This is a genomic window from Shewanella sp. DNRA4, from assembly GCF_012843185.1.
GTDB classification, from domain to species: Bacteria; Pseudomonadota; Gammaproteobacteria; order Enterobacterales; family Shewanellaceae; genus Shewanella; species Shewanella xiamenensis.
Window position 1 is genome coordinate 413147 of sequence record NZ_JABAIP010000001.1, and the last position, 19805, is coordinate 432951.

Annotated in this window: 19 protein-coding genes; 15 read left to right on the forward strand and 4 right to left on the reverse strand. The window is 45.4% G+C overall.

Going from position 1 to position 19805, the window contains the following annotated elements; translation table 11 throughout:
• Positions 1-11: 11 nt before the first annotated feature.
• Positions 12-1076 (reverse strand): efflux RND transporter periplasmic adaptor subunit, encoded by a 1065-nt coding sequence (locus HG547_RS01780; protein WP_169546762.1) that lies wholly within the window; start codon positions 1074-1076, stop codon positions 12-14.
• Positions 1077-1381: 305 nt separating this feature from the next.
• Positions 1382-2668: a citrate synthase gene (locus tag HG547_RS01785; protein ID WP_037425617.1), complete on the reverse strand. Its 1287-nt coding sequence runs from the start codon at positions 2666-2668 to the stop codon at positions 1382-1384.
• A 416-nt stretch (positions 2669-3084) separates the two neighbouring features.
• Between HG547_RS01785 and sdhC the strand changes: the two genes are divergently transcribed.
• The 10 genes from sdhC (at position 3085) to HG547_RS01835 (ending at position 14077) form a co-directional block, all read left to right on the forward strand.
• Positions 3085-3480, forward strand: a complete 396-nt coding sequence (sdhC, locus tag HG547_RS01790; protein WP_037417467.1) for a succinate dehydrogenase, cytochrome b556 subunit — start codon at positions 3085-3087, stop codon at positions 3478-3480.
• Positions 3474-3821, forward strand: coding sequence for a succinate dehydrogenase, hydrophobic membrane anchor protein (gene sdhD / locus HG547_RS01795; RefSeq protein WP_011622411.1), 348 nt, complete (start codon positions 3474-3476; stop codon positions 3819-3821). The genes sdhC and sdhD overlap by 7 nt, the downstream gene beginning before the upstream one ends.
• Complete coding sequence (gene sdhA, locus HG547_RS01800; RefSeq protein ID WP_169546764.1) at positions 3822-5588, forward strand: succinate dehydrogenase flavoprotein subunit; 1767 nt, start codon at positions 3822-3824, stop codon at positions 5586-5588.
• 14 nt (positions 5589-5602) lie between these two features.
• Complete coding sequence (locus HG547_RS01805) at positions 5603-6310, forward strand: succinate dehydrogenase iron-sulfur subunit (protein WP_169546767.1); 708 nt, start codon at positions 5603-5605, stop codon at positions 6308-6310.
• Positions 6311-6525: 215 nt separating this feature from the next.
• Positions 6526-9345, forward strand: coding sequence for a 2-oxoglutarate dehydrogenase E1 component (gene sucA / locus HG547_RS01810; RefSeq protein ID WP_037417459.1), 2820 nt, complete (start codon positions 6526-6528; stop codon positions 9343-9345).
• A 47-nt stretch (positions 9346-9392) separates the two neighbouring features.
• Positions 9393-10583: a 2-oxoglutarate dehydrogenase complex dihydrolipoyllysine-residue succinyltransferase gene (gene odhB / locus HG547_RS01815; protein WP_169546769.1), complete on the forward strand. Its 1191-nt coding sequence runs from the start codon at positions 9393-9395 to the stop codon at positions 10581-10583.
• Between the two features lie 118 nt (positions 10584-10701).
• Positions 10702-11868 (forward strand): ADP-forming succinate--CoA ligase subunit beta, encoded by a 1167-nt coding sequence (gene sucC / locus HG547_RS01820; RefSeq protein WP_037417455.1) that lies wholly within the window; start codon positions 10702-10704, stop codon positions 11866-11868.
• Positions 11868-12740, forward strand: a complete 873-nt coding sequence (gene sucD / locus HG547_RS01825; protein ID WP_037417452.1) for a succinate--CoA ligase subunit alpha — start codon at positions 11868-11870, stop codon at positions 12738-12740. The genes sucC and sucD overlap by 1 nt, the downstream gene beginning before the upstream one ends.
• A 378-nt stretch (positions 12741-13118) precedes the next feature.
• On the forward strand, positions 13119-13526 hold the full coding sequence (gene rnk / locus HG547_RS01830; protein WP_037417450.1) for a nucleoside diphosphate kinase regulator: 408 nt from the start codon (positions 13119-13121) through the stop codon (positions 13524-13526).
• Between the two features lie 53 nt (positions 13527-13579).
• Positions 13580-14077 carry a GNAT family N-acetyltransferase gene (locus tag HG547_RS01835; protein WP_037417581.1) on the forward strand — a complete coding sequence of 166 codons (498 nt, stop codon included), beginning with the start codon at positions 13580-13582 and terminating at the stop codon, positions 14075-14077.
• Between the two features lie 98 nt (positions 14078-14175).
• Here HG547_RS01835 and fur read toward each other — a convergent pair whose 3' ends face one another.
• Positions 14176-14607 carry a ferric iron uptake transcriptional regulator gene (gene fur / locus HG547_RS01840; protein WP_037417447.1) on the reverse strand — a complete coding sequence of 144 codons (432 nt, stop codon included), beginning with the start codon at positions 14605-14607 and terminating at the stop codon, positions 14176-14178.
• Between the two features lie 256 nt (positions 14608-14863).
• Here fur and cobB point away from each other — a divergent pair, with 256 nt between their 5' ends.
• The 4 genes from cobB (at position 14864) to corA (ending at position 17659) form a co-directional block, all read left to right on the forward strand.
• Positions 14864-15610 (forward strand): Sir2 family NAD+-dependent deacetylase, encoded by a 747-nt coding sequence (gene cobB / locus HG547_RS01845; RefSeq protein ID WP_169546771.1) that lies wholly within the window; start codon positions 14864-14866, stop codon positions 15608-15610.
• Between the two features lie 11 nt (positions 15611-15621).
• Positions 15622-16071: an ATP-binding protein gene (locus tag HG547_RS01850; RefSeq protein ID WP_037425713.1), complete on the forward strand. Its 450-nt coding sequence runs from the start codon at positions 15622-15624 to the stop codon at positions 16069-16071.
• Positions 16072-16222: 151 nt separating this feature from the next.
• Positions 16223-16585 (forward strand): hypothetical protein, encoded by a 363-nt coding sequence (locus tag HG547_RS01855; RefSeq protein ID WP_169546773.1) that lies wholly within the window; start codon positions 16223-16225, stop codon positions 16583-16585.
• Positions 16586-16711: 126 nt separating this feature from the next.
• Complete coding sequence (corA, locus tag HG547_RS01860) at positions 16712-17659, forward strand: magnesium/cobalt transporter CorA (RefSeq protein WP_037417441.1); 948 nt, start codon at positions 16712-16714, stop codon at positions 17657-17659.
• A gap of 68 nt (positions 17660-17727) precedes the next feature.
• On the opposite strand, the gene HG547_RS01865 is transcribed toward corA, so the two are convergent.
• Positions 17728-18990, reverse strand: a complete 1263-nt coding sequence (locus HG547_RS01865; RefSeq protein ID WP_037417439.1) for a DUF3391 domain-containing protein — start codon at positions 18988-18990, stop codon at positions 17728-17730.
• Positions 18991-19106: 116 nt separating this feature from the next.
• Between HG547_RS01865 and HG547_RS01870 the strand changes: the two genes are divergently transcribed.
• Positions 19107-19802: a 2OG-Fe(II) oxygenase gene (locus HG547_RS01870; RefSeq protein ID WP_169546774.1), complete on the forward strand. Its 696-nt coding sequence runs from the start codon at positions 19107-19109 to the stop codon at positions 19800-19802.
• The last annotated feature ends 3 nt before the right edge of the window (positions 19803-19805 follow it).

Consider the following 19805-nt stretch of genomic DNA (forward strand, 5'->3'; position numbering starts at 1 on the left):
AAAGACTCCTATCAGTTCTTCGTTGAGGCCAAATCGAGTGGGGTAATGACTTCAACTAAGGACTGGTCTTTCAAATTTTGCTGACCACGGGTAACGACGAGCTCGCCAGGCTTGATACCAGAAACAATTTCAATTAAATCACCTTCGCGGTATCCGATTTGAACTTCGCGACGGTTAGCATTGGTACCGTCAATGACGTATAAGGCTTGCTTATTATCTTGATTGATTAAGGCGCTGTAGGGCACGGTAATCACATTTTCATGGGTGTCATATTTTAATTCGACCCGAGTGAACATCCCCGCTTTTAGGCGGGCGTCTTGATTTGGTACGGCCAAAGTGACTTTAAATGTGCCGCTTTGTGGATCCACGACAGGGCTGATACGTAGTACAGTTGCATGGATAGCATTTTTACTCTGTTGACTGCTAAATACTTGAGCCTCTTGGCCTAAGCGCAAACTGGTTAATTGCTGCTCTGGTAGATGCACAATGCCGTGCAATTCATCTTGGTTAACGATATAAAACAATTCGCCATACTCTTTAGCCATATTGCCCGCTTTTACATATCGCTTGGCAATAATGCCATCAATCGGCGAAACCACATGGCTTTCCTTCACTTGTAGTTCGGCAAGATCCCGTCTAGCAATAGCTGCTTGCAAGTTGTATTCAAGCTTGGCCATAGAGTCAGCGCTAACAAATTCTTTATTATTCATTTTCTTTAAGCGGTTTAACTCTTGCTCAATGATTTTAACTTCCGCTTCGGAACGATCTAAATCATATTGCTGACGTTTGGCATCAATAACCGCTAGTATTTGTCCTTTTTTAACGCGGTCGCCTTCTTCCACATTAATGGCTTCGATTAGGCCAGCGATTCGACTGACAACATTCGCCTCCTGTGGGGCTTCAAGGGTGGCCGTAGTACTGTAAAAAGAAGAGACATTACCCTGAATCACGGTCGTCGTTTCAACGGGAATAGCATATTTTTCTTCTTTTTTAGCTACTTCCTCTTCACCACAAGCCGCCAACATTGACACTAATAAAACGGGTAGGGCGAACTTAATCATTTTAGACTTTTCCATAAGAACTGTTACCTATTGTTTGAATATAATGATGCTGAACAGCATAAAACGTGCCACTTATTAAGTTGCTGTTTTTATTTGTTAATTATTATTTTTGACGATTTTGCGCTAAGATGAATACGCCATATGTAGCTAAAAAGTTTAAAAAGTGATGAAAAATGCTAAATAAGTTTTCATCGTGGGGCAAGAAGCATGTCATCGGGTGAGGGGCTACTGTCTTGGTATAACATGCCTAGAGTTAGAGTGAGATAAATGGCAATAAAAAAGCGCCCTTGAGGGCGCTTTGAATCAATAAACCGCAGTGCTTAGCGTTTATCTAGGTCGACGAAGTCACGCGCAGTCTCGCCAGTATAAAGCTGACGTGGACGGCTGATCTTGTGACCAGGTTGATCCAACATTTCTTTCCAGTGAGCAATCCAACCCACAGTACGCGCTAATGCGAACAGTACAGTGAACATACTGGTAGGAATACCAATGGCTTTCATGATGATGCCTGAGTAGAAGTCGACGTTTGGATAGAGTTTCTTCGAAATGAAGTACTCATCTTCCAGCGCAATACGCTCAAGTTCCATGGCGACATCTAATAATGGATCTTGTACTTTTAGCTCTTTTAACACTTCGTGACAGGTTTCACGCATCACTTTGGCACGTGGGTCAAAGTTTTTGTAAACACGGTGACCAAAGCCCATCAGACGGAATGGGTCGTTCTTGTCTTTCGCACGGGCAATGAATTCAGGAATACGGTCTACTGAACCGATTTCCTCTAACATTTGTAGACAAGCTTCGTTCGCGCCGCCGTGTGCAGGGCCCCATAAAGAAGCAATACCCGCAGCGATACACGCGAATGGATTCGCGCCTGAAGAACCGGCTAAACGTACGGTTGACGTTGACGCGTTTTGTTCGTGATCCGCATGTAGAATGAAGATACGGTCCATAGCACGTTCAACAATTGGGTTTACCTTGTACTCTTCACAAGGAACGGCAAACATCATGCTTAAGAAGTTGCCTGCATAGCTTAAGTCATTACGTGGATAAACGAATGGCTGTCCTGAAGAGTACTTGTAGCACATTGCGGCAATCGTTGGCATTTTGGAGACTAGGCGATAAGCGGCGATTTCGCGGTGGCGAGGATCGTTGACATCGAGTGAGTCTTGATAAAATGCAGACAATGCACCAGTCACACCACATAACATCGCCATAGGATGAGCGTCACGACGGAAGCCTCTAAAGAAGAAGGCGATTTGCTCATGCACCATAGTGTGGGTTTTGACTGTGTGTACAAATTCAGCATATTGCTCTTTTGTCGGCAGTTCACCGTAAAGCAGCAGATAACACAGGTCTAGGTAATCGGAGTCAACGGCAAGTTGCTCGATTGGATAGCCGCGGTGTAACAATATACCTTGATCACCATCAATATAGGTAATTGCAGATTCGCAGGAGGCTGTCGCAAGAAAACCCGGATCAAAGGTGAAGTAACCTTTGCTGCCAAGTTTACTGATGTCGATTACGTCAAAACCAGCGGATCCTTGCTTTACTGGCAACTCTATCGAGTCATTCCCTGGTAATTCTAATTTGGCTTTTAAATCAGCCATACCCCGTTCTCCTTACTTCGTTCTTATCTGTGAGTGCGGCATGTCAAACCGCCATTACTTTACAGCCATTGTAGATCACATTTCAATTTAAATAAGCGTTTAAATTTGTTAGACCATGGTATAAAACGCTTTACTTTCCTTGCTACAGCTGGCACTTACGCGAAAATTTTCCTAAAAAAACAAAATTTGCATTCTGTGATGTTTGTATTTGACATTTCCCGCGAGTATACTTGCCTCCGCCTAATAATGGCTGCAAACGATGATGTTAAAGCACCCTTTGTTTACATGTTAAATGAGTGAGTGTTCAAATAGTTATCTGTTTGTTTAAACTTTGCTTTTGTGTTTACTTTTGCTGTGATTAATCACTCAGTTTAAAGTTTGTACAAAAGCGGTTCACATAACAAAAAAAATGCTCAATGGAGCTGAGTGAGCAGAACGTGAAAAAGCAAAGACCTGTCCATTTAGATCTGCAGACCATTCGCTTTCCTGCAACAGCGATTGTGTCAATTCTTCACCGTGTATCCGGTGTCATCATGCTGTTCGCTGTTGGCATTCTTATTTGGTTGCTAAATTCATCTTTAGCCTCCGCTGAAAGTTTCGCAGGCGTTCAATCTCTGTTTGATAACTTTGTTGTGAAGTTCATCATTTGGGGCATTTTGACTGCTTTGACCTTCCATTTATTCGGTGGCCTGCGCCACTTAGTGATGGATACTGGTCGTTGGGAAGAGTTGGCTTCGGGCACCGCCTCAGCGAAAGCTGTATTTGTGTTAACGGTAGCCTTTTCAATTTTAGCGGGGTTATGGGTATGGTAACCAATGCAGCAAGTTTTGGACGCAGTGGTGTTCATGACTTTATTCTACTACGCGCTAGTGCAGTAATCCTCGCCTGTTACACCATTTTCATGGTTGGCTTTATTGCATGTAGTTCCCCTCTCACCTATGACGTGTGGCATGGCCTCTTCAGTGCTCTGCCAATGAAAGTGTTTACACTGCTCGCGTTAGTTGCATTGCTTGTTCACGCTTGGATTGGTGTATGGCAAGTATTGACGGATTACGTCAAGTGCACATCGTTACGCGGTGTTTTACAGTTCACCTTTGTCGTTACCGTTTTCTGCTATTTAGCGGCCGGCATTGTTATTGTGTGGGGTGTCTAAGTGAGTATTCCAGTACGCGAATTTGATGCTGTTGTGATCGGCGCCGGTGGCGCAGGTATGCGTGCAGCACTACAGATTTCTAAAGAAGGTAAGAGCTGTGCGCTTTTATCTAAAGTATTCCCAACCCGTTCTCATACTGTGTCTGCGCAGGGTGGTATCACCGTTGCTCTGGGTAACGCCCATGAAGATCATTGGGAACAACACATGTACGATACTGTTAAAGGTTCCGACTTTATCGGCGACCAAGACGCTATCGAATTTATGTGTCAAACCGGCCCAGAAGCCATTATTGAACTTGAGCACATGGGCTTACCATTCTCTCGTTTCGAAAATGGTAAGATTTACCAACGTCCTTTTGGTGGTCAATCTAAAAACTTCGGTGGTGAACAAGCGGCGCGTACCGCTGCTGCGGCAGACCGTACTGGTCACGCACTGCTTCACTGCTTATACCAACAGAACGTTAAACACAAAACTCAAGTGTTTTCTGAGTGGTATGCCCTCGATTTAGTGAAAAACCAAGACGGTGCCATCGTAGGTTGTACTGCGATTGAAATCGAAACGGGTGAAATCGTTTACTTCAAAGCCAAAGCCACTGTACTCGCTACTGGCGGTGCAGGCCGTATCTACGCCTCAACCACAAACGCACACATCAATACCGGTGACGGTGTTGGTATGGCGATGCGTGCTGGTGTACAGATGCAAGATATGGAAATGTGGCAATTCCACCCAACCGGTATCGCTGGCGCGGGTGTACTTGTGACTGAAGGTTGTCGTGGTGAAGGTGGTTACCTGCTGAACAAAGACGGCGAGCGTTTCATGGAGCGTTATGCACCAAACGCGAAGGACTTAGCATCTCGTGACGTGGTAGCACGTTCTATGATGACTGAAATCCGTGAAGGCCGTGGTTTAGATGGTCCATTAGGCCCACACTGCTTACTGAAACTCGATCACTTAGGTAAAGAGACCTTAGAAGCCCGTCTACCAGGCGTGTGTGAACTCTCTCGTACCTTCGCGCATATCGATCCGGCCGATGGTCCAATCCCTGTTCTGCCAACCTGTCACTATATGATGGGTGGTTTGCCAACTAAGGTGAGCGGTCAAGTTATTCGTAAGAATGAAGATGGCAGTGAGCAAGATGTGGTTGGTTTATTCGCAGTAGGTGAGATTGCCTGTGTGTCTGTGCACGGTGCCAACCGCTTAGGCGGTAACTCTCTGCTCGACTTAGTGGTCTTTGGCCGCGCCGCGGGTCAACACTTAGGTAAAGCACTCGATGAGACTGCGGATCCAAAAGATGCGACCGATGCAGAAATCCAAGCGACATTAGCGCGCTTAAACCGCTGGGAAAACAACAAAACTGGCGAAGATCCTGCGCAAATTCGTAAAGATTTACAACTTTGCATGCAATTAAACTTCTCTGTATTCCGCCGTGGCGATGCAATGGCTGAAGGTTTAGAGCAGTTAAAAGCCATCCGTAAGCGTTTAGAAAATGCTAAATTGTCTGATAACTCTCGTGAGTTTAACACCCAACGTATCGAGTGTTTAGAATTAGACAACTTGATGGCGACGGCGATTGCTACTGCTTATGCTGCTAACTTCCGTACAGAGAGCCGTGGTGCTCACTCACGTGAAGACTATTTAGAGCGTGACGATGAAAACTGGCTATGCCACAGTTTGTTTGACCCTGTGACTGAAACCATGGACCGTCGTGCTGTGAATATGGCGCCTAAGTTGCGTGAAGCTTTCCCGCCGAAGAAACGTACCTACTAGTAGGAGTTGCAAAGATGAAATTGGAATTTGCAGTTTATCGCTACAATCCTGATGTAGATACAAAACCTTACATGCAGGATTACAGCCTTGAAGTGGCTGCTGGCACTGACATGATGGTGCTCGATGCACTGATCAAGTTAAAAGAACAAGACCCAACCTTAGTGTTCCGTCGCTCTTGCCGCGAAGGTGTTTGTGGCAGCGATGGCCTGAACATGAACGGTAAAAACGGTCTGGCTTGTATTACCCCAATCTCTACTTTTAAAGGTAAGAAGTTGGAAATCCGTCCACTGCCAGGTATGCCAGTTGTACGTGATTTAGTGGTTGATTTAACTCAGTTCTACAAGCAATACGAGAAGATTAAACCCTTCCTTATCAACGATGAGAAGATGCCTGCCCGTGAACATTTACAGTCACCTGAACAACGTGCGCATTTAGATGGCCTGTACGAATGTATCATGTGTGCATGTTGTTCTACGGCTTGCCCATCATTCTGGTGGAATCCTGATAAGTTTATCGGTCCTAGCGGTCTGCTACACGCTTACCGTTTCTTGATCGACAGTCGCGATACAGCAACAGAAGAACGTCTTTCTGAGCTGGACGACGCCTACAGCGTGTTCCGTTGCCACGGCATCATGAACTGCGTTGACGTTTGTCCAAAAGGACTTAATCCGACCAAAGCAATCGGTCATATTAAGTCAATGCTGCTTAAGCGAGCGGTGTAATGCGAGAACCTGAGCTGAAACCAATAATAATATAGCTCTCAAAGAGTCACTTTCTGGGCATAGAAGGTGGCTCTTTTGTGTATGTAATGGAAGACAACGCGCCGTGAAATCTGGATATTCTAGGGGCGGCAGAAATTATGTATCAAAGGTACTGACCTGAGATCACATAAAAAAACTATGGCTAAGCACGTGTATAAAGTTTGAAAGGAATAGAAATGCACCAAGGCATCATGAAAGCCTGGCTCGAATCATCTCACTTAAGTGGTGCAAATTCGACCTACGTAGAAGAGATGTATGAAGCCTATCAAGAAGACCCTCAGTCAGTTTCTGACGATTGGCGTGCGGTTTTTGATAATCTCCCTCCGGTGAACGGTGCCTCTAAAGACGCGCCAGAAGCGGCCCACTCAAAAGTACGTGATTATTTTCGCAGTTTAGCGATGGAAGGACGTCATAAGAGCGCAGCTCGTGTGACCGATCCTGAGTTGGATGCTAAGCAAGTTAAAGTGCTACAGCTAATCAACGCCCACCGTTTCCGTGGTCACCAAGGTGCTAACCTTGACCCGTTAGGTTTGTGGAAACGTGAACCTGTTGCCGATTTAGATCCCGCATTCCACGGTCTAACTAAAGAAGACATGGAGCGTGAGTTCAACACTGGCTCATTCGCCCATGGCGGCGAAACCATGAAGTTGGCTGATTTAGTCAAAGCGCTAAAAGCCACTTACTGTGGTTCTATCGGCGCCGAATACATGCATATTACCGACACCGATGAAAAGCGTTGGATCCAACAACGTCTCGAACCATCCTTAGGTAAAGCTAACTACGATAAAAACGTTAAGACCCGCATTCTTGAAGGCCTAAATGCTGCTGAAGGCATTGAAAAATACTTAGGTGCTAAATTCCCAGGTGCGAAACGTTTCTCGTTAGAAGGCGGTGATGCACTAGTACCTATGATGCGCGAAATTATTTATCGTGCAGGTGAAGCGGGCACTAAAGAAATCGTCGTCGGTATGGCTCACCGCGGTCGTTTGAACGTCCTTGTGAACGTATTAGGTAAGCGTCCTGCTGAACTGTTTGATGAGTTTGCGGGTAAGCATGCTGATACTCATGGTTCTGGTGACGTGAAATACCACCAAGGTTTTTCATCTGACTTTGAAACACCGGGTGGCAATGTGCATTTAGCGCTGGCCTTTAACCCGTCTCACCTTGAAATCGTTAACCCTGTGGTTATGGGGTCTGTACGTGCTCGTCAAGACCGCCGCGGTTGTAAAGATGGTTTACAGGTGATGCCAATCACAATCCACGGTGACTCTGCCATTACTGGTCAAGGTATCGTACAAGAGACATTCAACATGTCTCAGACCCGTGGCTTTAAAGTGGGTGGTAGTATCCGCATCGTTGTCAACAATCAAGTGGGCTTTACCACTTCAAATCACCACGATGTGCGTTCAACTGAATACTGTACTGACATCGCTAAGATGGTACAGGCGCCGATTTTCCACGTAAATTCAGATGATCCAGAAGCGGTTGCCTTTGTTGCGCAGTTGGCCGTTGATTACCGTAACGAATTTAAACGTGATGTGGTGATTGATTTAGTGTGTTACCGCCGTCATGGCCACAACGAAGCTGATGAGCCAAGTGCAACTCAGCCACTGATGTATGCCAAGATCAAGAAACACCCAACGCCACGTAAGATTTACGCTGACAAACTGATCGCAGAAAATACCATTGCTGCCGATGATGTGACCAGCATGATCAACACTTATCGTGATGCCTTAGATCAAGGTGATTGCGTAGTGAAAGAATGGCGCCCAATGACACTGCACACCGTGGATTGGACTCCTTACATTGGTCGCGAATGGGATGAAGCCTATGACGCTTCACTGCCTATCGAACGTTTGCAGAAACTAGCCGATAAATTGAGCTACGTGCCTGAAAGCCATTCACTGCAATCCCGTGTTGCTAAGATTTATAGTGACCGCGTCGCGATGGCAAAAGGTGAGAAGTTACTCGACTGGGGCTTTGCTGAAACCTTAGCTTACGCAACGATTCTTGAAGATAAACAACGTGTTCGTATTACTGGTCAAGACTCTGGTCGTGGAACCTTCTTCCACCGTCATGCGGTTCTGCACAACCAAAACGATGCGACTACGTATTTACCACTGCGTAATATTGCCGAAAACCAAGGCCCAATCGACATCACTGACTCAGTATTGTCTGAAGCGTCAGTACTCGCCTTCGAATACGGTTATGCAACCGCGGAACCCGGCGGTCTGGCGATTTGGGAAGCTCAATTCGGTGACTTTGCCAACTGTGCGCAAGTGGTTATCGACCAGTTCTTGTCCTCTGGTGAGCAGAAGTGGGGCCGTCTATGCGGTCTGACCATGCTGCTACCACATGGCTATGAAGGCCAAGGTCCAGAACACTCAAGCGCCCGTTTAGAGCGTTTCTTGCAGTTGTGTGCTAACCACAACATGCAAGTGTGTGTGCCATCAACGCCAGCTCAGGTTTACCATATGCTGCGTCGCCAAGTGGTGCGCCCAATGCGTCGTCCACTGGTGGTTATGTCACCTAAATCATTGCTACGTCACCCATTAGCGGTTTCTAGCATGGAAGAATTGGCTAATGGCAGTTTCCAAAACGTGATCGGTGAAATCGATACGTTAGAGGCGAGCAAGGTCGATCGCGTGGTGTTCTGTAGCGGTAAGGTATACTTCGAGCTGCTGGAAAAACGCCGTAAAGAAAATATCAATAACGTCGCAATAATCCGTGTCGAACAGTTATATCCGTTCCCGCATGAAGAAATGGTTGCAGCCTTAGCTGATTACCAACATGTGAAGGATTTTGTATGGTGTCAGGAAGAGCCGCAAAACCAAGGTGCTTGGTACTCTAGCCAACATCACTTCTGGGCTGCTATCCCTGCGGGTGCAAAACTGACCTATGCTGGCCGTGAAGCGTCTGCTGCACCAGCTTGTGGTTACCCAGAGCTGCATGCTCACCAACAAGAATCTTTAGTGAACAGTGCGTTAAAGCTCTAATTGATAAGACTGTAGTCATAGACATTTTATAAAAAGGATCGTTTTTCATGAGTATCGAAATCAAGGTACCCGTACTGCCAGAATCTGTTGCCGACGCAACTATCGCCACTTGGCACGTAAAAGTGGGTGAACAAGTTTCTCGTGATCAAAATCTGGTTGATATTGAAACTGACAAAGTGGTGCTAGAAGTGGTTGCACCAGAAGATGGTCATATTGGTGAATTTCTATTCCACGAAGGTGACACCGTTCTGGGCGAGCAAGTGATTGCTAAGTTCATTGCTGGCGCGGTTTCTGGACAAGAAGTGACTAAAGCGCAAGCTGAAGCTGCTGCACCTGCTGCTGCGACAGAAGAGTCTAACGATGCGTTAAGCCCATCAGTACGCCGTTTACTGGCTGAACACAATGTTGATGCGAGCAAAGTGAAGGGCACTGGTGTCGGTGGCCGTATCACTAAAGAAGACGTTGAAGCCTTTATTAAGTCTGCGCCTAAAGCGGCTGCTGCCCCTGCGGCTCCAGCGGTACAACCTTTAGCGGCAGGTCGTAGCGAGAAGCGTGTACCTATGACACGTTTACGTAAGACTATCGCTAACCGTTTATTAGAAGCGAAAAACTCTACCGCGATGCTCACGACGTTTAACGAAGTGAACATGAAGCCCATCATGGATATCCGTAAGCAATACCAAGATATCTTTGAAAAGCGCCACGGTATCCGTTTAGGTTTCATGTCTTTCTACGTGAAAGCGGTGACTGAAGCCCTGAAACGTTTCCCAGAAGTGAACGCGTCAATCGACGGTGACGATATCGTTTATCACAACTATTTTGATGTGAGCATCGCAGTATCTACGCCGCGTGGTCTGGTAACACCAGTGCTACGTGACACCGATACCATGAGCTTGGCTGATATCGAAAAAGCAGTACGCGATCTGGCGATCAAAGGCCGTGATGGCAAGCTGACTGTGGCAGATATGACTGGCGGTAACTTCACTGTGACTAACGGTGGTGTATTTGGCTCGTTAATGTCTACCCCAATTTTAAACCTGCCACAAAGCGCAATTTTAGGCATGCACGCCATTAAAGATCGCCCAATGGCAGTCAATGGTCAGGTTGAAATCCTGCCCATGATGTACCTAGCTCTCTCATATGACCATCGTATTATTGATGGCCGTGAGTCAGTTGGCTTCTTAGTCGCCATTAAAGACTTCTTGGAAGACCCAACTCGTCTGCTGCTTGATCTGTAATTCAACTCAATAAACGATTCAGTTTAAAGAGTTTATTAAAGACAAAAGTAAGACATACCCTCGTGACTGGTCCAAACGGGCCAGTTGGATTTGATTAGAAGTATACGGATAGATCATCATGAATTTGCATGAGTATCAGGCAAAATCCTTATTTGCCGAATATGGTTTACCAGTGTCAGAAGGTTTTGCTTGTGATACAGCCCAAGAAGCTGTAGAAGCAGCTGGCCGTATTGGCGGAAATTTATGGGTTGTTAAGTGTCAAGTACACGCAGGCGGCCGCGGTAAAGCGGGTGGCGTTAAAGTCACTGGCGATAAAGAAGAAATCAGAGCTTTTGCCGAACACTGGTTAGGCAAAAATCTGGTGACTTATCAAACAGATGAGAAAGGTCAGCCAGTTGCTAAAATTTTAGTAGAAAGCTGCACCGACATCGCTAACGAACTGTACTTAGGTGCAGTAGTTGACCGTAGCACCCGTCGTGTGGTGTTTATGGCATCAACTGAAGGCGGTGTAGAGATTGAGAAAGTGGCCGAAGAAACGCCAGAACTCATTCACAAAGCGATCATCGATCCCCTGACGGGTCCTCAGCCATACCAAGCGCGTGATCTTGGCTTCAAACTGGGCTTAAACCCAACTCAAATGAAGCAATTCACCAAGATTTTCATGGGTCTGGCAACGATGTTCGTTGATCACGATTTCGCACTGCTGGAAATCAACCCACTGGTTATCACCACTGAAGGTAACCTGCACTGCTTAGACGGCAAAATTGGTATTGATGGCAACGCACTGTTCCGTCAACCAAAAATCAAAGCAATGCACGATCCATCACAGGATGACGCCCGTGAAGCTCACGCTGCAATGTTCGAACTGAACTATGTTGCGTTGGACGGAAACGTAGGTTGTATGGTGAACGGTGCTGGTCTGGCGATGGGTACGATGGACATCGTTAACCTGCACGGTGGCAAGCCAGCTAACTTCCTCGACGTAGGTGGTGGCGCGACGAAAGAACGTGTTGCTGAAGCATTCAAGATCATTCTGTCTGACAGCAATGTTAAAGCCGTTCTGGTTAACATCTTCGGTGGTATCGTACGTTGTGACATGATCGCAGAAGGTATCATTGGCGCGGTTAAAGAAGTTGGCGTTAAAGTTCCAGTTGTCGTGCGTTTAGAAGGTACTAACGCTGAATTAGGCCGTGAAGTATTAGCTAAATCAGGTCTTGATATCATTGCAGCTAACAGTCTGACTGATGCGGCTGAGCAAGTAGTTAAAGCTGCGGAGGGCAAATAATGTCTGTATTAATCAACAAAGATACCAAGGTAATTTGCCAAGGCTTTACCGGTGGTCAAGGTACTTTCCACTCTCAACAAGCTATCGATTACGGTACGCAAATGGTCGGTGGTGTATCTCCAGGTAAAGGCGGCAGCGAGCACTTAGGTCTGCCAGTGTTCAACACTGTGAAAGACGCTGTGGCTGCGACTGGCGCAACGGCTTCTGTTATCTACGTTCCAGCGCCTTTCTGTAAAGACGCTATCCTCGAAGCTATCGACGGTGGTATTGAGCTTATCGTTTGTATCACTGAAGGTATCCCAACACTGGATATGCTGGAAGTGAAAGTGAAGCTAGAAGAAACTGGCGTTCGCATGATCGGTCCAAACTGCCCAGGTGTTATCACCCCAGGTGAATGTAAGATTGGTATTATGCCAGGTCACATCCACTTAAAAGGTAAAGTGGGTATCGTTTCTCGTTCTGGTACGCTGACCTATGAAGCGGTTAAGCAAACCACTGACGAAGGTTTCGGCCAATCTACTTGCGTAGGTATTGGTGGTGACCCAATCCCAGGCACTAACTTCATCGACGTATTGGAAATGTTCCAAAACGATCCACAGACTGAAGCCATCGTGATGATTGGTGAAATCGGTGGTACTGCTGAAGAAGAAGCGGCGGCATACATCAAAGCTAACGTGACTAAACCAGTTGTTTCTTACATCGCGGGTGTTACTGCTCCTGCGGGTAAGCGTATGGGTCACGCGGGTGCGATTATCGCAGGCGGTAAAGGTACTGCTGCTGACAAATTTGCTGCATTAGAAGCAGCGGGCGTGACCACTGTCCGCTCGTTAGCGGATATCGGCAAAGCGCTGCGTGCTAAAACCGGTTGGTAATCTAACCGTTAACACACGAAAAGGCGCCTAAGGCGCCTTTTTTATTGTGCATCTGTTAGCCAGTACTCTGGTGGAAGTGTGAGAATGGACAAAGCTAACACCATGCAGGCTAGCATTTTAGTTGGCAAAGGGTTAGATTGGGGTTCTCTACTGGGCGTCATAATCTGATTGACGTGCAAATGTATCCGTAGAGCCACAACCCTAAGCCTTACGCTTATGGCACCATGGCTGTTCAGCTATAAATCTTGTACTTAATTATCACACGATTGCGGCATTAAGCTGCGAGCGTATTTTTTATGGGCTTATCCCATTGGGGGAGGATAAGCCCAGAGCAGATGGCTAACCCTAAGGGGCATCTATTTACATGAGGGAAAGACTGTGAAAACGCCAAAGATTATTATTTCAGAAATCGATTTAGAAAGACTCGAGCGTCTGCTGGAGTCATTACCTGCGAATGCATTTCCGGGACGTGCAGCATTGGAGGCGGAACTCGACCGAGCAGACATTGTGCCCGCAGCGCAGATGCCCGCTAATGTGGTGACGATGAATTCTGAAGTGAAATTTAGTGTGTCATCCAGTAACGACACTTTTTGTTTGCGTTTAGTTTATCCTAAGGATGCGACGGGTGAGGGCACGATTTCCATCCTCGCTCCCGTAGGCAGCGCCTTATTGGGCTTATCACAAGGTGATGAAATCGAGTGGCCAGGCCCTGGGGGCTCAATGGTAAAAGTCCGTATTGAAGAAATTGTTTATCAGCCAGAGCGTAGCGGTGATTTTCATCGTTAGTTGCTAAGCTGGACATGAGTGAGTATATAGAGGGCAATATGAAGGAAGCCAATATGATTATACAGACAGAGCGTTTAATTCTTAGACCCTTTACCGAGCAGGATATCGATGCCCTCTATTTGATGAACAGTAACTCTGCGATGTTGAAATACATTCCAACCGAGCCTTTTACTGAGCGTGAGCAAGCTCGTGAACTGTTCCACAATGTGATCCTTCAGGATTATCAACAACGGGGATTTGGCCGCTGGGCTGTTGAGCATAAGGCTGATAGCAAGGTGATTGGTTTTTGTGGGCCAAAATTTATTCCTGAGTTTAACGAAGTCGAAATTGGCTATCGTTATTTTCCTGAATATTGGGGTAAAGGCATCGGTACCGAAGCTGCTCAAGCAGCAATCAGCGTGTTCCCGCAGTTTGGCATTACGCAAATCATCGCTTTGATCTTAGAGGGGAATTTAGGTTCTGAAGCAGTGGCTAAACGCATAGGAATGCATTGGCGTGAACCTAGCGAGTTTATGGGGTATAAAGTCAACGTCTACGCAAAAACTTTATAACTAACCATTTGTATTTTAATAAAAAACCAGCCGATGGCTGGTTTTTTTATGATATAGCTTACAGCTAAGACACTATTGAAATATGCCTTCGAGCGAACTTATTCGTCGTTATGATCACAGGTGTCATTTGTGCAATGGCCGTACAAATATAAACTGTGGTTTGTCAGCTTAATATTATGTTTACTGGCCAATTCTTCTTGACGACGTTCGATCACTTCATCTGAAAATTCAATTACTTTACCGCAAGACAGGCAAACTAAGTGATCGTGGTGATGCTGAGTCGATAACTCGAACACGGCTTTACCACTTTCAAAGTGGTGACGACTGACTATGCCGGCATCATCAAACTGGTTTAATACACGGTAAACTGTCGCTAGACCAATTTCTTCGCCTAAATCGAGCAGTTTCTTATATAAGTCTTCTGCACTGATATGTTGGTTTTCAGGTCCTTGCATCAGTTCTAGGATCTTGACTCGTGGCAGGGTGATTTTCAAACCGGCTTTTTTTAGCGCTTGATTTCCATCTGTCATTGCTAATCTCTTGATTGCAGAACCAATAGGTTCATCCGTGGATAGTGATTGCCATTATAGAGGCTCAAATTAAAAACTTAAACCTTTGTTCTAGCTTTATGGGGCTATATGCAGATAAATTGTGTTACTGAGCGTGAAATCGCAATAAATTGCGGCAATTCAAGCATAGTTTTTGTAAGGTTATACCAAGGAATAATGTTCAGGATGCGAAAAATTCGGGACAATAAATAGAATAATTACAATAAAAGGAAACAGTATGTACAAACATATTGTGGTATTAACTGGCGCGGGTATTTCTGCCGAGTCGGGATTACGAACTTTTCGCGATCAAGATGGATTGTGGGAGGAGCATCATATTGAAGATGTAGCCACCCCCGAAGGTTATGCCCGAGATGCCGAGCTTGTTGAACGTTTCTATAATAGCCGTTGGGAGCAGTTACACAGTGGTACTGTGATGCCTAATGCGGCTCATGAGGCGTTAGCCAAGTTAGAGGCTGAGTTTTCTGGACAGTTATTGGTTGTCACCCAAAATATTGATAATTTACATGAGCGGGCTGGATCGCGTCGCTTACTGCATATGCATGGGGAATTATCTAAAGGCCGCTGTCCTCGCTCCCGTCAGACCTTTTTATTAAGAGAACCCTTTGGGGTAAACAACTGTTGTACGTGTTGTATTCCTGCACAAAGGTTACGTCCCCATGTGGTGTGGTTTGGTGAAATGCCGTTAGGCATGGATAGAATTCACGATGCGCTCGATAACTGTGATTTATTTATCGCCATTGGTACCTCGGGCACGGTATATCCCGCTGCGGGTTTTGTTGACACGGCAAATCATCATGGGGCGCAAACTGTCGAGGTTAATTTACAATCGCCTGATAGACACAGCCAGTTTCAATATCATTTAACCGGTAAGGCAGGGAATATCGTACCTAGATTAGTCGATACAATTCTTGCTGGGCGTGTTATTGGCTCCGATTTAGCCGAGTCTGATTTAAAAGAATGAGCAACGAGCCCATGGCGCAAAAACTGGCGATTATCATGCGTGGCTTGCCGGGCTGCGGTAAATCCTATTGGGTTGAACAGTTTGTCGCTAATCTGCCGTTAGAATATGCGCTGCGCGTCCGTCAAGGTGGTATTTTCTCGACCGACAGTTTTTTCTACGAGGGAGAGGTGTATCGATTCGATGCGAAAAAACTTTCCGAATACCATCAACGTAATTTAACTGCATTTATTCAAGCACTCAGCAATGCCCAGCCTGTGGTGATTTGTGATAATACTAATCTCTGCCGCTGGGAGTACATGGCTTACGAGGCCGCAGCCAAAGCCCTTGGCTATCAAGTGCGAATTATACTTGTTGGTAATCCATCAGATCCTGTTCATCAAAAACTGTGTGCTGAACGTAATCGTCACGGTGTGCTGTTAACTCAAATTCGCAGGATGGCAAAACAATTTGAGGATTGTTAACTTTCCTTTGTTTGTCATCTTTTGGTGTTATCTTCGATTCAAAATTAATGTCCAAGCCCCTGAGTAAGAGTTTCATAAGCTTGATCTTAATGACAGTTTCCCTTTTATTTGTCGATTATACTACGGCGAGTTAGTTCCTCTGGAGTGTACCTTGTTAACAAAACTGCTGCTCACCCTCGCCGTCATCATTATGGCGATTTTGCTGCTCGCTAAACGTAAGCCTGGTGTGGTTCAAGCGTCATTACAAAATACGCCTGTGTTGCCGAGCCTATTGCGGCGCTACGCTATCAGTGGGGTATTTTTACTGCTGGGGCTTTGTGTTTTAAGCTACAGTGTGTGGTATTGGCACGATCAGCATAAAGTGGTGACCGTGACAATTGTATCCCCATCGGGTGACAGTTTCGGTGTTTATCATGCCCGTAAAGGCGATATCTCAGAAGCAAAGATGGTCACGGTTGAGGGGGTACATATTCGTTTTTCAAATGCTGAGCGACTAGAGATCCTCGAAGACTAAGGCATATTTATTTTACGAATTTATCTCTCCCGCCTTTTCATTGCGAAGTTATGCGTTAAACTAGCGACAATTTTTTAGCCTGCACTTAAGTGGACTTTTTAGCTTAAGTTTTTTTCAGGAGGACACATGATTACTGCCTACGTCTATAAAAACCGTCAGTTGACGGTGACAGAGATTAACACTCAGGACAGTATTCCGGCGTCGACCATATGGTTGGATCTTTATAAACCTGATGATGCAGAGCGAGAGTGGTTAAGTCATTTTTCAGTTGAAGAAGTGCCAGACGAAGAAGATATCAACGAGATTGAGGCGTCGGCACGTTTTTATCAAAACAGCGACGGGCTGCATATCAATTCCTTATTCCCACAACGGGTGGGGCAAGATGTGCGTGGGGTGAACGTTTCCTTTAACCTGCGTACTAATTTTCTACTGACTATCCGCGAAGAGGATGTCGGACTTATCCGCCTATTACGAAACTATCTGCGGTTAGGTCGGCTAGAAGTATCAACCCCTCAGGAATTGTTTCTCGAACTATTTAATTTAAAAGTGGATTATCTCTCTGATTTGATCGAAGACGTGTATACCGTGCTTGAAAATGTCGGTGAGCAGGTTTTTGACAGTGAAGAGCTCGATGATGTGTTTAAGCTGATCACGTTGCAAGAAGACTCCAATGGTAAGATTCGCTTAAGTTTGCTCGATACCCAGCGCTCACTACGTTATATGCAGCGATATTACCGCGGGCAATTATCCGATGAACACTTAAAAGACTTACGTGAAATGCTCTCGGACATTGAGTCTTTAATGCCTCACAGCCAGTTTATCTTCGACAAGTTAAACTTCTTGCTGGATGCTGCGATGGGTTTTAGTGGATTACAGCAGAATAAGATCATCAAAATTTTCTCGGTCGCTGCCGTTGTCTTTCTGCCTCCGACACTGATCGCGAGTAGCTACGGAATGAACTTTAATGGTATGCCCGAGCTAGAATGGCAATATGGTTATCCGATGGCGATTCTAATGATGCTTGCGAGCGCTGCGGGGACTTACTTTTTCTTTAAGCGTAAGCATTGGCTGTAATTGGCCAATTTGATTTAATCGCAAAGTATTAGCAAAAAGCCGGAGTTTCTCCGGCTTTTCTATGGGGGTTATTTGCGGCTATCGCCACCAAAGTAATAACTGACTCGTTCTCGAGGGTTGAGATATTCGTGAACTTTTTCAGGTAGTGCCGCGGGAGGAAGGCAGCGGACAATACTGATCCCTTCGATTTCAAGATCAACGATAGGCGCTTGATCTTTTGGCACTAATGCATCGTAAACGAGGATTTTAGGGCAAAGTAGCTTTTGCAGATTGACCGACATCACCATCGCATATTGGCCGCTTGACAATTCCACCACACTTCCGGGGGGATAAATGCCAAGCATCTTGATCATTTTGCCAATATATTCCTGATTTAATTTTGTTTTATATTGTTTATACAAGTGTCCCAACGCGGCGTATGGCATACGAGCTTTACCCTGATTACCTGGGTAGCACAGGGAGTCATATTCATTCACTACTGCTAATAGCTGGGACATCTTATCAAGATCCGTTTCCTGCAATCCCTTGGGGTAACCTGTGCCATCAAGAAACTCATGGTGATTGGTGATAGCAGGGAAGGCAGCCTCAGGGAAATTCTCAGCCAGTTTGAGTAAATCAATCCCAAGAAGGGGATGTTGCTTAATAAAATTAAGCTCAGGCGCAGACCAAGGTGTGGTCTTTTTCAAAATCTGCGGTGGCACTTTGAGTTTACCCACATCATGAAATAGCGCACTTAAACCGATTAATTCAATTTCACTTCGATCCCATTCCATCTCTTTGGCAATCAGCATGGCCAGTATGGCAACGTTTAACGAATGGTAGTAAATACTCTCATCCTGTTTGGCGTCACTCATTAAGTGCAGTACTAGATTATCGGAAGTTAACAGCTGTTCCACCATACTGTGGACTAACACCTTAGCATCATCAACGGCATTCAACGGCCGATTGCGTAGTTTAGAAATCATACTGCGCATCATGGCCACTGAACGGGTGAAGTTTTGTTCCGTTTTATGAATATCTCGGCGTAGTTTTTTCTGGACTTCGATTTGCTCAGCCTTATAGACATCCATATCATTTTTAAGATCGTGCAGTTCAGGACTCGGTGGCAGCTTGATAGGATTAATGGCCTCAGGATTTAACGGTGCGGTTTCACTGCGCTCTAAATCGACAATTACGTGTTCAATACCGAGATTTTTAATTAATTCAATTTGCGCAGCCTGTTTTATGTGAAAGCTACTGAATAAAAAAGGATGATCTTTCCAAGCAACGGGTAACCGCACAAAATTACCCACTTGTAATTGATGAATTGATACTTTACAGCTTTTTTTCATATTTTTGTTATCGTGAAGCCAATGGAGTTATTTTATATCAATGGTGCAGCTTTACAATTACTTAACTAACATGTCAGCATAGTAAGATTGGAAAATAACCGAAGCATTGAGCCTATATGGATTTTATCGAAGTATACCCTAATGCGATACCTGAAGACTTATGTGATCGTCTCATTCTTGCGTTCGAAAACCACTCAGGTGTGGTTGATGGGCAAACCGGTAATGGGGTAGATCTTGAAAAAAAGATCAGTCGAGATCTTACACTAGATAATTTCATAGATTTACAGCCACTTAAGAATGAGTTGTTATCTTATACCCTTAAGGGGATCGCTGATTATTTTACTCAATATTCGATGGCGTTGATGGGGGCGGTGGCGGTTTCTGTTAGTGATGAACAAGGTCAAGCTGTGACTCTAACGCCAACGAATTTTGAGCGTCTTGGTAAGCCGAGAGCCGAAGCATTGGTCAAATATTTATACCGCAGTGGTAGTATTAATATTCAGAAATATCAAAAGAATAAAGGTGGATATCCCCACTGGCATTCAGAGCAATTTCCTCAGCTTAACCACAACGAGGCCTTACACCGTGTGGTGCTTTACATGTTTTATTTAAATGATGTAGAAGAGGGCGGCGAGACCGAGTTTTATTATCAGCAGCGTAAAATCGCACCTAAAAAAGGCACAATGGTGATTGCGCCAGCAGGTTTTACTCATTCCCATCGTGGCAATATGCCTATCAGTAATGATAAGTACATTGCCACCTCTTGGGTGATGTTTAATCGCGCCGAGCAGCTTTATGCTGTTTATGCATAGGAT

Coding starts and splice junctions, on each gene's coding strand:
- HG547_RS01780 (WP_169546762.1), bottom strand. CDS start 1,076: ATGGAAAAGTCTAAAATGATTAAGTTCGCCCTACCCGTTTTATTAGTG.
- HG547_RS01785 (WP_037425617.1), bottom strand. CDS start 2,668: ATGGCTGATTTAAAAGCCAAATTAGAATTACCAGGGAATGACTCGATA.
- sdhC (WP_037417467.1), top strand. CDS start 3,085: ATGGAGCTGAGTGAGCAGAACGTGAAAAAGCAAAGACCTGTCCATTTA.
- sdhD (WP_011622411.1), top strand. CDS start 3,474: ATGGTAACCAATGCAGCAAGTTTTGGACGCAGTGGTGTTCATGACTTT.
- HG547_RS01805 (WP_169546767.1), top strand. CDS start 5,603: ATGAAATTGGAATTTGCAGTTTATCGCTACAATCCTGATGTAGATACA.
- sucA (WP_037417459.1), top strand. CDS start 6,526: ATGCACCAAGGCATCATGAAAGCCTGGCTCGAATCATCTCACTTAAGT.
- odhB (WP_169546769.1), top strand. CDS start 9,393: ATGAGTATCGAAATCAAGGTACCCGTACTGCCAGAATCTGTTGCCGAC.
- sucC (WP_037417455.1), top strand. CDS start 10,702: ATGAATTTGCATGAGTATCAGGCAAAATCCTTATTTGCCGAATATGGT.
- sucD (WP_037417452.1), top strand. CDS start 11,868: ATGTCTGTATTAATCAACAAAGATACCAAGGTAATTTGCCAAGGCTTT.
- HG547_RS01835 (WP_037417581.1), top strand. CDS start 13,580: ATGATTATACAGACAGAGCGTTTAATTCTTAGACCCTTTACCGAGCAG.
- fur (WP_037417447.1), bottom strand. CDS start 14,607: ATGACAGATGGAAATCAAGCGCTAAAAAAAGCCGGTTTGAAAATCACC.
- cobB (WP_169546771.1), top strand. CDS start 14,864: ATGTACAAACATATTGTGGTATTAACTGGCGCGGGTATTTCTGCCGAG.
- HG547_RS01850 (WP_037425713.1), top strand. CDS start 15,622: ATGGCGCAAAAACTGGCGATTATCATGCGTGGCTTGCCGGGCTGCGGT.
- corA (WP_037417441.1), top strand. CDS start 16,712: ATGATTACTGCCTACGTCTATAAAAACCGTCAGTTGACGGTGACAGAG.
- HG547_RS01865 (WP_037417439.1), bottom strand. CDS start 18,990: ATGAAAAAAAGCTGTAAAGTATCAATTCATCAATTACAAGTGGGTAAT.
- HG547_RS01870 (WP_169546774.1), top strand. CDS start 19,107: ATGGATTTTATCGAAGTATACCCTAATGCGATACCTGAAGACTTATGT.